We start from the raw sequence: 13953 nt of genomic DNA, 5'->3' as shown, positions 1-13953 counted from the left end.
ACCGCCGGTGTCGATCAACCGCCGGTGGGGTGGGGCTCAGGAGACTGCCGGCTCGAGCAGGGTGACGGTCTGGCGCGCGGTGTCGAGCCGGGCCATCACACCCAGCGGCAGGGTGAACTGGTGGCGGATGTGGCCGAACGAATAGCCGCTCACGGCCGGAATCACCAGCGGCTTCAAATGCAGGTCCAGGGTTTCATCCAACGTTAAGGACGGTTCTTCATCTTCCGGCCCGCAGCGGTCGCAAATGCCGATCATCACCGCCGCCGCATGGCGCAGGCCTACCGCCAGGTCGAGCTGGGTCAGCCAGCGGTCGATCCGGTAGGGCGCTTCGTTGACTTCTTCCAGGAATAGAATTGCTTTGCGGAAGTCCGCCGCATACGGCGTGCCCATCAGCGCGCTGACCAGGCTCAGGTTGCCGCCGATGAGCGGCCCGGTGGCCTGGCCGCTGGTCACCGTGCGCAGGGAAAAATGCGGTTCGAGCAGGGCGCGCCGGCTGTTTTCCAGCGCCATCGGGATCGTGTAGCTATCCTGCCGATGCATCAGCACCGCCAGCATGTGCTCGACTGCGTAGTCCGACGGACCCGACAGGGCCACCGGGCCGTGAAAGGTCACCAGCCGCGCCTGCTTCAGGATGGCCAGCTGCAAGGCGCTGATGTCGGAATAGCCCAGCAGTATCTTGGGATTGGCACGGATCAGGGCGTAATCTATGTGCGCCAGCAAGGAAATGCAGCCGGAGCCGCCGCGAACGCACCAGATCGCCTTGACGTCGCGGTCAGTGAACATGGCGTGCAGGTCGTCCACGCGCTGCTGCACCGCCCCGGCGTAGCCGCCATGCACGGCGCGCAGGTTCTTCGCCAGCCGGGGGCGGAATCCCAGCGCGTCGATGCGCGCCACCGCGTAGGTGATGGCTTCGTCGTTGATGCGTCCGCCCGGGGCGACCAGGCCGATCACATCGCCGGCGTGCAGGCGGGGAGGTTTGATCAGGGTGCGCGGCATCGGTCGTGATCCACTAAGTGACCCACTACGTGACGCGTCAGGTGACGCACTGTGCGCGGCGGAGGGCAGCAACACCGCGCCGGCCGCCAGGCCGGCAAACGCGCGCCGGCTGATCTTGTCGCTAGGGGACATGCATGCTTTCGGAAAGGCGGCCCATGGCAGGGCCGCCCGCCCGGGCCATCAAAGGAACTTGTAATTGGCCATCAGGGTCAGCGAACGCCCGCGCGGGTCGGCCACGCGTGGTTCCCACGAGCTGCCGGCGCCGGTGTTGCCGTCGTAAGTAATGGCGAATGGCGGATCCTCGTCGAACAGGTTCTTGATCCCGGCCGTCAAGGTCAGGTTTTTCACGCCAGTGTAGCTCAGGCTGGCATGAAAGATCGAATACGCGTCCACTTTCGGATTGTAACTGGACGGCACGATGCGCCCGCTGGCCACGCCAGGCAGCACCTGGTCGGTGTAGCCGCTGCGATACACGTTCTGGAACATGGCGCTCCACGCCCCTTTGGCGAAGGTGACGTAGGCGGTGTGCTTCCATGTCAGGCCGAGGTCGCCCGTGAAGCTGAACACGCCAACTTCATCCTTGCTGTAAGGCGCCGTTTCCAAAGGTTTGCTCTTTTTCTTGAGCAAGTAGGAACCATCCACGCCAGCCGCCCAGTTGCCGGCCCACAATTTGCCATTGGTGCGGGCACCAACTTCGATGCCGCGCGTAATCGCCGCGCCGGTGTTGATCCAGCGCCGGTCGATCCCGGCCAGGTTGCCGGCCTCGTCGCGGTAGAACTGCTCCTTGAACAAGTCGTAGTTGGCCAGCATGACCGGCAGGTCGACTTCCTTGATGGTGTCGAAGCGCCGCACTTCCCAGATGTCCATGTTCGCCGAGAAACGCGCGGATGGCTCGAACACCATGCCGACGGTGCCCTGCTTGGAGGTTTCCGGTCCCAGGTTGGGCTTGCCGCCAGTCAGGATCACCGGCCCGATCGATTCGCAGCCGGGCCTGGTGGTGTCGACCTTGCCGCTGGCGCATTTGCCCGGGTCGGCCAGGTCCTTGCCGGCGTAGGCCGATTCGGTGATGCCATTGAATAATTGATTGAACGAGGGCGCGCGGAAACCTTCGTTGTAGGATCCACGGAACAGCAATTGCGTGGTCGGCTGGTAACGGAACGAGACTTTGGGATTGAGCGTGTTGCCGAAGCCCGAATAATGGTCCTGGCGCGCCGCCAGGGTAATGTCCAGCTCCTTGGTGAGCGGCACCAGCACTTCGGCGTAAAAGGCGCGGATATCGCGGCTCACTTGCGGCAGGGCATTGACGTCGTCGAAGGGCGCGTTGAGGATGGCGCGCCGCTCGGCGATGTTGCGCAGGTCGCCGTTGAATTTGTATTCTTCCTTGCGGATATCGGTGCCCACGGCGGCCATGATGGGGCCGGCCGGCAAGGAATACACCTCGCCCGAGAGCGAGGCGTCGAAGGCGGTCAGGGTGGTCTTGCCACCGTACAGCACGACCCCGGCGGCCGAGGCGCCGCGGATCAGGTCGAGCGCCTGCTGCGACTGGGTCTGGCCGGCTTTCAGGAAGGGATTGATCAGGCCGCTGCCGAGCGCGGCCGCCAGCGGAGCGGTGTAGCTGTAGCCCTTGCCGAGGACCGATTCGGACTCGCTGGTGGCGCGCGCCAGGCCGACCTTGTAGTCGTATTTTCCGATCTGGCCGTCCGCGCCCAGTTGCAGGCGGCCGGCTTTGCTTTCGGTGGCGATTTCGCGGTCGCCGCATTCCATGCAGCGCCAGCGGTAGGCGATCGGCAAGCCGCGGTTCGCTTCAATCGACGGGAACTCGGCCACCAGCGCGTTGAACACCTCGGTGTAGGCCGCGCCGGTGCTTGGATAAAACGAGCTGGCCGGGAAGGTGGACGCGTTCGGCGAAACCTGGTTGGGCGAAAAGCGCTTGGCGACCTCGGTTTTGGCGCCGACCAGTTCGGCAAAAAACTCGTGCCCGCCACGGCGCATGGTGGCGCGCGTGACGAAGTTGCTGTTCTTGACGGGCTGCTGCAGCACGGCGGCGCGCCCGGTATCCCAGGCGCAGCCGAGGCCGCCCGACGGCGTGTCCCACAGCTTGTCGTCGTAGGCGCCCATGCCGTCGATCGATGCGCAGCCGGCGCCGCCCGGCAAATCGAGCAGGCTCACGCCCGAATAGGCTTGCGTGGTGCCGCGCCGCACCGGCCCGGTGTTGCTGCCGCGGCTGAAAATTGTGTTGCCGAGGCTGGTCGCGAAGACATTGGCAAACGGCGCGCCGCGCGTGTCGACCGAGACGCCACGGTCTGGCTGGAAAGTGTTCACAAAGTCGCGCTGGTCGCCGCGCAGGGCCTTGTTGTCGCCGGTGGACAAGGCGAACAGCAGATTGAAGCCCTGCTCCTGCAAGTCGCCAAAGCCGCCCGTGACCTGGTAGCGGGCAATATTGCCGCCGCCCGCTTCGGTAACGTCGGTGAACGCCTGCGCTTCCAGGCCCTTGTAGTTTTTCTTGAGGATGAAGTTGATCACGCCGCCGATGGCGTCGGTGCCGTAGATGGCCGAGGCCCCGTCTTTCAGCACCTCGACCCGGTCGACCGCCGCGAAGGGGATCGCGTTGAGGTCGACCGCCGAGCCTTTCATGCCGTGCGTGGCGACCCTGCGGCCGTTGAGCAGCACCAGGGTGCTGTCGGCGCCCTGGCCGCGCAGGTTGGCCGAGGACGCGCCGTTGTTGCCGCGCTGCGAGCCGGAGGTGACATCGGCGTTGCTGGCCAGGTTGTCGGAACCGTTGCCGTTGATGTTCAGGGTGGCGATCAGTTGCTCGGCGTTGACGATGCCCTGGGCTTCGATCTGCTTGCGCGAAATCACTTCGACCGGCAGGGCGCCTTCGCGGGCGATGCGCTTGATGCTGCTGCCGGTGATTTCGACACGCGCCATGGGCTGCTCGGCTGCCTGCGCGGCGGCTGAGCCGGCCACAAACATCAGGGCCATCGTTTGCGCTAGCTTGCTTGACTTCACGGTTTCTCCTTGGGTTTTTGATGCTCTGTGAGCACACATTATTTTTCTTGGCAAGACGTCATGAATCGAACGAGCCTACGCGCTGGCTAGTGGGACAACCAATGAAATTTCCTGAAGCAACTATAACTTCAGGGAATGGCCTGCCGAATGGCTTGCCGAATGGCTTGCCGAATGGCTTGCCGAATGGCTCGCGGCGGTATGCAGCTTGCATTACCGGGCCATTTTACTGGCGCGGGTGCGCTGTTCCGGATCGATGTCGAGATAGCGCCACGTGGTGAATTCGACAGGGTGGCGCTTGTAGTTTTTTAACCACGGATGTTGCAGGTCGGCAGAGAGCGGGTGGCTCAGCGGTACCCAAGGGTTGTAGGCGTGAATCAATTGATTCATTTCGCCATAGAGTTTCTGGCGCGCCGGCGAGTCGCCCAGCAGGCGCGCCTGTTCGTAGCGCTCGTTGTAGGCTGGCAAATTGAAGCGCGCATAGTTGGCGCGGCCACGGTTGGCGCCGTACAGCAACTGATAAAAATTGTCGCCATCCGGGAAATCGGCGATCCAGTTGCTCTCGAACATTTGCACCTTGCCCAGGCGCGAGGCTTTGATGATTTCGGTCTTCTTGTCGGTCCGGAACACCACACGCAGGCCGATGGCGTTCAGGTTCTTGCGCCAGAGTTCGTCGCGCAGGCGCCCGCCGACGGTCGCTTCGCTGTGCATGGTCAGGGTGACGGGCTTGCCGTCCGGGCCGCGCCGGAATCCGTCCGGATCGCGCTGGCGGTAGCCGAAGCGCTCCAGCAGCGCCTGGGCCAGTGCCTTGTTGTACGGCACCGGCGTGCGGTAGGCGGGATCGTAGCCGAGCACATTCGGCGGCAACGGCGACTCGGCGCGCAGGGCGAAGCCTTTCTTGAGCAGGCCGATATCTTCCGCGCTGTCGTAGCTGAGCGCAATCGCGCGGCGCAGGGCGACCTTGTCCTTGCCGTAGCCGCCCAGCAGCGGATCTTCCATGTTCATCCACATGTAATAGGTCTGCAGCACCGGAAAGCGGCTCAGCACGATGCCGCGCGCGGCCAGTTCGGGTTTCAGCCGACCGTTGCTGATCACCATGTCGGTCAGCGATTCCGGCACCTGCTCCAGGTAATCGTATTCGCCGCTCAAAAAGCCCAGCATGCGCCCCTGGAATTCCTCGGCGATGCGCACCTCGACTTTGTCCAGCAACGGCAGGCGCTGGCCTTGCCAGGTGACGCCCCAGTCGCGGTTGGCCAGCAGTACGATCTTGTCGCTGCGCTTCCACTCGCCCAGCCGGAACGGACCGCTGCCGACCGGATGATTCCCGGCCTGGCGCGGATAGGCGTCGATCACTTCGCGCGCCACCACGCTTGATGCTGGCATGGCCAGGTAAAACAGGAAATTCTTGTCGGGCGCGGAGAGGGTGATACGCAGGGTGTGGCGACCAGGTGCCTGCAGGCCGGCAATCTCGGTGGACTGGCTGAACGCCTCCTTGAGTGCGACGTCGCCCTTGAGCTTGCCCTCGAAGAGGAACAGCCACGGCGACTTGATGGCCGGGTCGTACAGGCGCTTGAGGCTGTAAACATAGTCGGCGGCGGTCACCTCGCGGCGCTCGCCCTTGAAGGCCGCATCGGCGGCGAACAGCATGCCGGGACGCAGGCGGAAGGTGTACACCAGGCCGTCCGCGCTCACCTCCGGCAGCGCCATGGCGGCGTTGGCGCGCAGGGCCACCGGACGGGCGTCGACATCGTAGCGCAGCAGCGGGTCGAACAGGTTTTCGAGCAGGCTCAGGGTGGCGATGTCGGACGCCACCGCCGGGTCGAGCCCGGTTTCGCTGGTGGTCAGCAGGGTGTGCAGGACTTTCTCGCTCGCCTGCGCGGGGGCGGCGAGCAGCAGGGCGGCAACGCTGGTGGCAATCAGGCGGCGAATCGTCATGGAAAATCCTCGTGGTCCGGTGCGTATGATAGGCCACGGCGGCGGCGCCGGACTTTTTACATAGCCAAGCTGCATGGTTTGCTTAATTCGCGGTAACCTGCGCCTATACTCTCGCTGCAACATCATCTCTTACGCGAAACGAATACGATATGGCATTAAATTACATCTGGTCCGGCTTTTTCCTGGTCGGCTTCCTGGCGGCGCTGGCGCAGTGGATTTTCCTCGGCGATACCGATATCTTCAGGAAGATCATCGATGGCACTTTCGAATCGGCCCGCTCGAGCGTGATGGAGATCGCCCTGCCCCTGGCCGGCATCATGACCTTGTGGCTCGGCATCATGAACATCGGCGAGAAGGCCGGTGCGGTCGGTTTCATCGCCAGGGTGATCGGACCGTTCTTCTCGCGCATTTTCCCCGGCGTACCGAAAGACCACCCGGCCAACGGCCACATGGTGATGAACTTTTCCGCCAACATGCTCGGGCTGGACAACGCCGCCACCCCGTTCGGCCTGAAAGCGATGGAAAGCCTGCAGTCGATCAACCCCAACAAGGACGAGGCCAGCGATGCGCAGATCATGTTCCTGGTGCTGCAAACCTCGGGCCTGACCGTCATTCCCCTGTCGATCATGGCGCAGCGCGCGATCCTGGGCGCCAAGGACCCATCCGATATCTTCATTCCCTGCCTGATCGCGACCTACGTGGCAACCCTGGTCGGCATCATTGCGGTCGCCCTCAAGCAGCGCATCAATCTGCTCGACCGGGTCGTGCTCGCCTGGCTCGGCGGCACCACGGCGGCCATCGTCGCTCTGGTCTGCTATTTCGCGTTCTTCCTGAGCAAGGCCGAGATCGAACTGGTCTCCAGGGTGGGCGCCAACCTGATCCTGTTTTCCATCATCGTCACCTTCATCGTCGCAGCCATGCGCAACAAGGTCAATGTCTACGAAGCCTTTATCGAAGGCGCCAAGGGCGGCATCCAGACCTCGATCACGATCATTCCCTACCTGGTCGGCATGCTCGTCGCCATCAGCGTGATCCGCAACTCCGGCGTACTGGGCCTGATCGTCGGCGGCGTCAACTGGGTACTGATCCAGTTCGGCCTCGACACCAGCTTTACCGGCGCCCTGCCGACCGCGCTGATGAAGCCGCTCTCGGGCAGCGGCTCGAAGGCGATGATGATCGACGCCATGAAGACCTACGGCGTCGATTCGTTCGTCGGCCGCCTGGCCTGCATCTTCCAGGGTGCGGCGGACACGACCTTCTATATCATCGCCCTGTATTTCGGCTCGGTCGGCATCAGGAAAACCCGCTACGCGATTTCGTACGGCCTGCTGGCCGACGTGGCCGGTATGGTCGCTGCAATCTTCGTCGCTTACCTGTTCTTCGGCTGATTATGAGAATCAAGATGCTGCGACCCCTCGCCCTTGCCGTCCTGCTCGCTTTCACGCAAGCGGCCAGCGCCCAGTTGCCGGCCCCGGTCAGCCAGTTGCTGTTCGACGCCAACATTCCGGAAGACGCCATGAGCGCGCTGGTGCTGCGCGGCGACGCGGCGCTGCTGTCGCACCTGGCCGAGCGTCCGCTCAACCCGGCCTCGACCATGAAACTGGTGACCACGATCGTCGCGCTCGACCAGCTCGGGCCGGCGTTTCGCGGCCGCACCGAACTGCGCAGCGGCGCCGGCGTGACTGGCGACGTGCTGCGCGGCGATCTGGTGCTGCGCGGCGGGGCCGATGCCGATTTCAGCGGCGAAGTGCTCGAACGCATGCTGCAATCGGTGCGCAACCAGGGCATCCGCAAGATCGACGGGCGCCTGCTGCTGGACCGCGAGCTGTTCAACCCGGCCCGGCTTGATATCGGCGCGCCGCAATTCGACGAATCGCCCGAGGCCTACACCAACGTGATTCCCGACGCGTTGATGGTCAACAAGAACATGCTCGAACTCGACCTGCGCTCTGGCGCCGGCACGGTGGCGGTGGCGGCCTCTCCGGCGCTCGAGGGCGTGACGGTGACATCGGCCATGACCCTGATCGACGCCGACTGCGGCAGCTGGGCCAACGGCTGGAAGCCGCCGGAGGTGCGGCGCGAGCGCACGGGCAAGATCACGGTGCTGCTCAAGGGCAGTTTTCCGAAACACTGCGCCAGGTCGTACCGGGTCAACGTGCTCGACCGCCAGGATTACCTCGACCGCCTGTTCCGCGCCACCTGGCATCGCCTCGGCGGGGTGCTGGTGGGCGAGACCGTGGAAGCGGCCAGCCCGCCGGCCACGCGCCTGCTGGCCGAGCACGTCTCGCGCAGCCTGCCCGACATCGTGCGCGACTACAACAAGAGCTCCGACAACACCCTGGCGCGCACCGTGTTCCTGACCTTGGGCAGCCTGGAAGCCGATCCGGTGGTGGGCAGCCGCGCGCTGGCCACCATTCCCGGCGAAAGCACGGTGGCGCGCGCCGACCGCACCGTGCGCGACTGGATGCGTGCGCGCGCCATCGACGACAGCGGGCTGGTGCTGGAAAACGGCTCGGGCCTGTCGCGCATCGAACGCATCAGCGCGGCGCAGATGGGCGGCGTGCTGCAAGCGGCGCTGCGCAGCAACTGGGCGCCCGAATTCGTCAGCAGCCTGCCGATCGCGGCGGTGGACGGCACCCTGCGCCGGCGCCTGGCCGACAGCCCGGCGGCCCAGCGTGCGCGCCTGAAAACCGGCACCTTGCGCAATGTGGTGGCGGTGGCCGGTTATGTGCGCGATGCCGGCGGGCAGCAATGCGTGGTGGTGGCCATGATCAACAGCGAGCTGATCGGCAACGGCAAGGGCCGTGCGGTGCTCGATGCGCTGGTCGATTGGGTGGCGCGCTCGGGAGTGGCGAATTAAGCCGGCAGCGGTCTTGTCCAGGCTCGCGCCGGCGCCGCTGGCGCCGCTCGAACTGATGCGCGCCGCGCTGCATCTGTTCTACACCAGTTTCACGCGCGCGCTGCCGTATGCGCTGCTGCCGATGGTGCTGCTGTTCGCGCTGCTCGGGACGGGCTACCTTCTGGGCGAGGCGGGATACCTCGGCCAGGCCTGGGCCTTGTACCTGATCGGCGCCTTCCTGCTGCTGTGCCCGGCGCTGATGGCGCCACTGGTGGTTCAGGTGCACGCCAGCGCGCACGGGCGATCGGCGAGCGCGGGCGAGGCGCTGCGGCGCGGCCTGCGCAGCTTCCTGCCGTGCCTGGCGGGGGCGGCGCTGTTCATGCTGGCGGTCGGGACCGGCTCGCTCATGCTCATCGTGCCCGGTACCTATTTGTTCATTGCGCTGTCGTTCTGGTGGATCGCGCTGGTTGTCGATGGGCTGCCGGTGATCAAGGCCCTGACGGGCAGCCTGCGCCTGGTGCGCGGGCACTGGTGGCATGTGGCGTTCGGATTCAGCTATGTCTATCCGGTGGTGTTCTGCGTCAACGCGTTCGACGTCAACATGGTGTCGCTGTCGAACCGGATGGTCGAAGCGGTGGTGGCGACGCTGATCGCCGTCGTGCTGTGCGCGCTGGTGCCGATGTTTGTGTCGGCCAATATGGTGGTGATTTACCACGACCTGACCTTGCGCCGCCGCACTAAGATGCGCTGAGCCATGAATCGCACCGATTCTCCGAAATTGCACCGATTCTCCGAAAACTGCACCGATTCCCAAAGAAATGCACCGATACTCGGAAAAAATGCACCGATTCTGACGAAAATGCATCAATACTTCGAAAAAGTGCACCGATACTCCCAACAAGGCGTGGTTTAGGTAGAATCGACTCAGACTATTGAGGTGATTTATGCACTATAACGACCGCCTGACCACCGCAGATCTGCTGCAAATCATGGCTGCCATGACCGTGGGTGGGAAGGAGCTGGTCTCATCGTCGCAACTGCTTGATGCCACCGGATCAAGCAAGGATGCTATCAAGCGCATGCTGGCCAAGCTGGTGTCGACCGCCCACGTCGAGATGATGGGCAAAGCCCGCGCAACGCGATATCGCCTGCTGACAAGCGAGGCTACTATTGCCCCTGAACCGACAGCAACAGCCACGCCCACCAGCGCCATCTCCACCGACGAGCGACCCCGCTGGAGCGCCGCCAGCCTGCAGCTCCGGCAACACCTGACACGGCCTGTGGCGGCCCGTACCCCCGTCACGTATCGCCGGGAATTTGTCGACAACTACAAGCCCGACGACACTTTCTTGCTGTCTCCTGAACTCGCGGACGAACTGCTTGCGCTCGGCCACCTCCCCGGCCGGCTTCCGGCGGGGACTTACGCCCGTAAAGTGCTGGAGCAATTGCTGATCGACCTGTCATGGTCATCCTCTCGTCTCGAAGGGAATCGCTACACCCTGATGGATACGGAGAGGCTGTTCAAAAGCGGCGCTGCCGCGACCGACAGCGATGCCATCATGCTGCTCAATCATAAAGCTGCCATTGAATTCATTGTGGAGGCGGTTCCCCTGCAAGGGCTTAACACCCGTCTGGTTTGCAATGTGCATGCCATACTCATGCACGATCTGCTGGTTGATGCCGCGTCACTCGGCACGATGCGCACGCAAGTAGTCAACGTCAGCGGCAGCACGTATATTCCGTCCCAAGTCGCGGCGGTGCTGGAAGAGATGTTCGAGCGCATCATCCTGAAGGCGCAGCAAATCAAGAACCCTTTGGAGGCATCCTTTTTCCTCTGGGTGAACCTGGCGTACCTCCAGGCTTTCGAGGACGGCAACAAGCGCGTGAGCCGGATCGCCGCCAATATTCCGCTGATGCTGTATAACCAGGCGCCACTGTCGTTTCTCGATGTCGACCGTGACGACTATGCGCTGGCGATGATGGGTGTGTATGAGGCGTGCGATGTGTCGATGGCGGTTGACCTCTTCGAATGGACCTATCGGCGCTCCCAGACCAAGTACCAGGCCGTGGCGGGAGCCCTGGATGCGCCGGATCCCTTTCGCGTGAAGTATCGCGAAGCACTCAGCGCATCGGTGGGAGCGGTGGTCCGGCGGCGTCAACCGATGGCGGAGGCAATAGCTTCACTGGAATTGCCCGCCGAGGACACGGCAAGGTTCCAGGAACTGCTCACGCAGGAACTGAACATCCTTGCCGATTTTAACTGTGCGCGCTACCGGCTCGGCATGAAAGAAACCCAAGCCTGGATTGACGAAGGCCGCCCTGTCCGCTCAGTGTTCGGTACCTGCGTAAATCCACATCGGCGCGGTGCGGCCGGCGCGCGTGAAGCCCAGCGATTCGTAGAAGGCGATCGCGTCGCCGTCGGCCGTCAGCATCTGCTGGTGAAAACCGGCATAGCGCGCGCACAGCGCCTGCATCATCAGGCGCCCGATGCCTTTGCGCTGGTGCGCCGGGTCGACCAGGAAATGCGGGTAGTAGACCACCAGGTGGCCGTCGGAAATGGCGTTGCCGATGCCGACCAGCACGCCATCCTCGCGCGCCGTCACCAGGCTGTGCGAGTTGCGCAAGGCGGCCATCAGCTGCTCGGGCTTGCCGGCGGAGGACCATTCGTTGGCGCGGTACAAGGCAATGACTTCGGCGTCGCCGATCTGGTCGTTCAGGCTGATATTCATGGGAAGAGGCGGCGGGCGTTGTTGAGATTGTTTTATGGTAACAGTCCGGGATGCCACGCGCTGGCGATGCCTTACAGCACGCGCTGAAAGGTTTGTCTGACCCAGTCGCGGTCGCCATAATCGAAATGCCACCATTCGCTGGCAATGCCTGCAAACCCGGCCTGCGCCATCGCGGCGCGCAGCAGTTGCCGGTTTTGCACATGCAGCGGCGTCAGCTCGCCGCGCGCCAGCAGCAGGTCTTCACGCGCCGGATGGGAGCGCTCGCTCATGTCGTCGAAGCCCGTACCCATGTCGAGTTCGCGCCCGTGCTCGTCGAGAATGGTGATGTCGAGCGCCATGCCGAAGGAGTGGATCGAACCGCGCTCGGGCGGCGCCAGGTACATGCGCAGGCCGGTGCCGTCGAGCGCGTCCCACAGCGCTTCCTGGACCCGCTGCGGGCGCAGCGCATCGAGGATCAGCGCGGTGCAGCCGGGCCGCGCGCGCGCCAGCCAGGCCACCACCCGTTCCAGCGCGCTAGCGGCATCGACGTGCAGCCAGGCGCAGTCGAACGGCGAATACAGGTCGCGTCCGGTGAAGTTGTCCACCCCCGCGTAGCGCAGGTCGACCGCAATCCCGTCAATGCTCGACAAGTGGCGGAAGTCGGCGCACCGGCCGACCTGTTCTATCGGCAAGCCGTCGATCATGGCGGCACGCCACGCAGCAGGCACTGGCGCGCGGCCGCACCGATGCTGGCGACCAGGGCGCGGGCGCCGTGCGAGAGCGGCGCATTGCTGGCGGTGAGCAAAAACAGCTGCACGGGAATCGGCGGGGTCCAGGCGCGCCGCTGCACCCTGGCATCCTGCGCCGACGCCGCCGTGAACGGATCGACCACCGCCATGCCGGCGCCGGCCTCGACCAGCGAGCGGGCGATCTGGTAGGTCTGCACCACCGTGTGGAACACCGGATGGACGCCCTGCGCCTCGCAGGCGGCCACCAGCTGTTCGCCGAGCGGGTCGTTGCCGGCGTGGCCGATCAGTTCGCCGCTGAGGCCATCGGCGCCGACCGGCTGGCCGCACAGGTCCGCGCTCCAGCTGCCTGGCGGGGCGATCACGGTCATCACGCCCTCGGCCAGCGCTTCGGCGACGATGCCGGGGTGGTGCGGGTCTTGCAGCGACAGCGCCAGGTCGGCTTCGCCCAGGCGCAGGGTCTGGACGATTTCGCTGGTGTGGTGCGTGCCGAGCTCGCAGCGCGTGTGCGGAAACGCCTTGCGCCACACCGTCATTGCCTGCGGCAGCACGCTGACGGCGATGGTCGGCGTGGCCACCAGGCGGATGGTGTCGACCGCGCCGCCCTTGAGGCTGGCGGCGAGGCGGCGGATGCCTTGCAGGTCGCGGTGCAGTTTTTCGGTTTCGGCGAACAGGCGGTGCGCTTCCGGCTTGGGGTAGAGTTTCCCGCGCACGCGCTCGAACAGCGGCATGCCCAGTTGCAGCTCGCAATGCTGCAGCACTTTGGTCACGGCCGGCTGCGAAATGTGCAGCACCTGGGCCGCGCCGCTGATCGTGCCCACCTGCATGATGGCGTGGAAGACTTCGATGTGGCGCAGGCGCATGGTGCTATCGGCTCCGCTTATGCCGCCGTTTTCGCGGCGACCGGTTTCACGGCGGGCGTGGTGAGGGCGTCGAGCAGGGCCGCCGTTTCGGCGTCGGGCGCGCCGTCGATGGTGATTGGACGGTATTTCATCTGGAAGGCGGCGATGACGTTGCGGGTCGCTTCGTCCAGCAGCCCGGTCTGCGGCACCGCGTAGCCGACCATGGCCAGGCGCGCCTGGAACCAGGCGACGTCGGGCAGCATCAGGTCGAAGACGGGGCGCGCCGCGGCGACCTTGGCGGCGTCGGGCCAGGCCACCAGGCCGTGCCGGGCCAGCTGGTCCCATGGGAACAGCGGGCCGGGGTCCTGCTTGCGCTGGGGGGCGATGTCGCTGTGGCCGAGGATGTTTTCGGACGGGATGTTGTGGCGCTTGACGATGTCTTGCAGCAGCACGATCAGGCGGTCGACCTGGGCTTGCGGGAAGGGGTACCAGATGCGGCCGGCCGGGGATTCGGTGAAGCCGGGGTTGACGATTTCGATGCCGATTGAGCTGCCGTTGAGCAGGGTGTAGTTTTTCCAGTTCGATACGCCGGCGTGGTTGGACTGGCGCGTTTCGTCGACCAGGCCGTAGACGACGGGCACGGCTTCGTCGGTCAGCAGGTAGTGGCTGCTCACCGTTTGCTCGGTCAATACCTTGATCGACTGCGGCAGGTTGATGGCCGTGTAATGCAGGACCACGAACTTGACGCGGCTGCTCTGGCCTTTGGCCGAGTAGGTGTGGTCGATGACGGGACCGGTGGCGCAGCCGGTGAGCAGGGCGATCAGGAGGGCGGCTAGCAGGGTTTTCATCGGCAAATGTAGAGGTAGAGGCAATGTCAAATT

10 protein-coding genes and 1 pseudogene are annotated in these 13953 nt (G+C 64.6%); 4 read left to right on the top strand and 7 right to left on the bottom strand.

Going from position 1 to position 13953, the window contains the following annotated elements; genetic code table 11:
* Positions 1-36: 36 nt before the first annotated feature.
* The 3 genes from F2P45_RS11995 to F2P45_RS11985 form a co-directional block, all read right to left on the bottom strand.
* The gene (locus F2P45_RS11995; RefSeq protein ID WP_229505046.1) at positions 37-996 is read right to left on the bottom strand and encodes a S66 peptidase family protein; all 960 of its coding nucleotides are present in this window, start codon (positions 994-996) and stop codon (positions 37-39) included.
* A gap of 180 nt (positions 997-1176) precedes the next feature.
* Complete coding sequence (locus F2P45_RS11990) at positions 1177-4005, bottom strand: TonB-dependent receptor domain-containing protein (RefSeq protein WP_166874714.1); 2829 nt, start codon at positions 4003-4005, stop codon at positions 1177-1179.
* Between the two features lie 210 nt (positions 4006-4215).
* Complete coding sequence (locus tag F2P45_RS11985; protein ID WP_166874710.1) at positions 4216-5937, bottom strand: ABC transporter substrate-binding protein; 1722 nt, start codon at positions 5935-5937, stop codon at positions 4216-4218.
* A gap of 149 nt (positions 5938-6086) precedes the next feature.
* On the opposite strand from F2P45_RS11985, the gene F2P45_RS11980 reads away from it, so the two are divergent.
* The 4 genes and pseudogenes from F2P45_RS11980 to F2P45_RS37245 all read left to right on the top strand — a co-directional run.
* The gene (locus tag F2P45_RS11980; protein WP_166874707.1) at positions 6087-7325 is read left to right on the top strand and encodes a spore maturation protein; all 1239 of its coding nucleotides are present in this window, start codon (positions 6087-6089) and stop codon (positions 7323-7325) included.
* A gap of 14 nt (positions 7326-7339) precedes the next feature.
* The gene (dacB, locus tag F2P45_RS11975) at positions 7340-8797 is read left to right on the top strand and encodes a D-alanyl-D-alanine carboxypeptidase/D-alanyl-D-alanine endopeptidase (RefSeq protein WP_166874704.1); all 1458 of its coding nucleotides are present in this window, start codon (positions 7340-7342) and stop codon (positions 8795-8797) included.
* Between the two features lie 13 nt (positions 8798-8810).
* On the top strand, positions 8811-9527 hold the full coding sequence (locus F2P45_RS11970; RefSeq protein WP_166874701.1) for a hypothetical protein: 717 nt from the start codon (positions 8811-8813) through the stop codon (positions 9525-9527).
* 193 nt (positions 9528-9720) lie between these two features.
* Positions 9721-10671, top strand: a pseudogene (locus F2P45_RS37245) (Fic family protein); the annotation flags it as partial.
* Between the two features lie 432 nt (positions 10672-11103).
* Here F2P45_RS37245 and F2P45_RS37240 read toward each other — a convergent pair.
* From F2P45_RS37240 to F2P45_RS11945, 4 genes are all read right to left on the bottom strand, one after another.
* Complete coding sequence (locus F2P45_RS37240) at positions 11104-11409, bottom strand: GNAT family N-acetyltransferase (protein ID WP_370663240.1); 306 nt, start codon at positions 11407-11409, stop codon at positions 11104-11106.
* 167 nt (positions 11410-11576) lie between these two features.
* Positions 11577-12188, bottom strand: a complete 612-nt coding sequence (locus F2P45_RS11955; RefSeq protein ID WP_166874698.1) for a M15 family metallopeptidase — start codon at positions 12186-12188, stop codon at positions 11577-11579.
* Positions 12185-13093, bottom strand: coding sequence for a LysR family transcriptional regulator (locus F2P45_RS11950; RefSeq protein WP_166874695.1), 909 nt, complete (start codon positions 13091-13093; stop codon positions 12185-12187). Before F2P45_RS11950 ends, F2P45_RS11955 begins: the two co-directional genes overlap by 4 nt.
* A 17-nt stretch (positions 13094-13110) precedes the next feature.
* Positions 13111-13926, bottom strand: coding sequence for an N-acetylmuramoyl-L-alanine amidase (locus F2P45_RS11945; RefSeq protein ID WP_370663239.1), 816 nt, complete (start codon positions 13924-13926; stop codon positions 13111-13113).
* Positions 13927-13953 lie beyond the last annotated feature (27 nt).

Origin of the sequence: Massilia mucilaginosa, from assembly GCF_011682145.1 — a bacterium.
In the GTDB taxonomy this organism is placed as follows: domain Bacteria; phylum Pseudomonadota; class Gammaproteobacteria; order Burkholderiales; family Burkholderiaceae_D; genus Telluria_A; species Telluria_A mucilaginosa.
This window is presented reverse-complemented; position numbering and strand designations above follow the sequence as displayed.

What these genes read in the sequence shown, in the direction of transcription:
- F2P45_RS11950 (WP_166874695.1), bottom strand. Translation starts at nt 13,093, where the DNA reads ATGCGCCTGCGCCACATCGAAGTCTTCCACGCCATCATGCAGGTGGGC.
- F2P45_RS11995 (WP_229505046.1), bottom strand. Translation starts at nt 996, where the DNA reads ATGCCGCGCACCCTGATCAAACCTCCCCGCCTGCACGCCGGCGATGTG.
- dacB (WP_166874704.1), top strand. Translation starts at nt 7,340, where the DNA reads ATGCTGCGACCCCTCGCCCTTGCCGTCCTGCTCGCTTTCACGCAAGCG.
- F2P45_RS11955 (WP_166874698.1), bottom strand. Translation starts at nt 12,188, where the DNA reads ATGATCGACGGCTTGCCGATAGAACAGGTCGGCCGGTGCGCCGACTTC.
- F2P45_RS11980 (WP_166874707.1), top strand. Translation starts at nt 6,087, where the DNA reads ATGGCATTAAATTACATCTGGTCCGGCTTTTTCCTGGTCGGCTTCCTG.
- F2P45_RS37240 (WP_370663240.1), bottom strand. Translation starts at nt 11,409, where the DNA reads ATGGCCGCCTTGCGCAACTCGCACAGCCTGGTGACGGCGCGCGAGGAT.
- F2P45_RS11985 (WP_166874710.1), bottom strand. Translation starts at nt 5,937, where the DNA reads ATGACGATTCGCCGCCTGATTGCCACCAGCGTTGCCGCCCTGCTGCTC.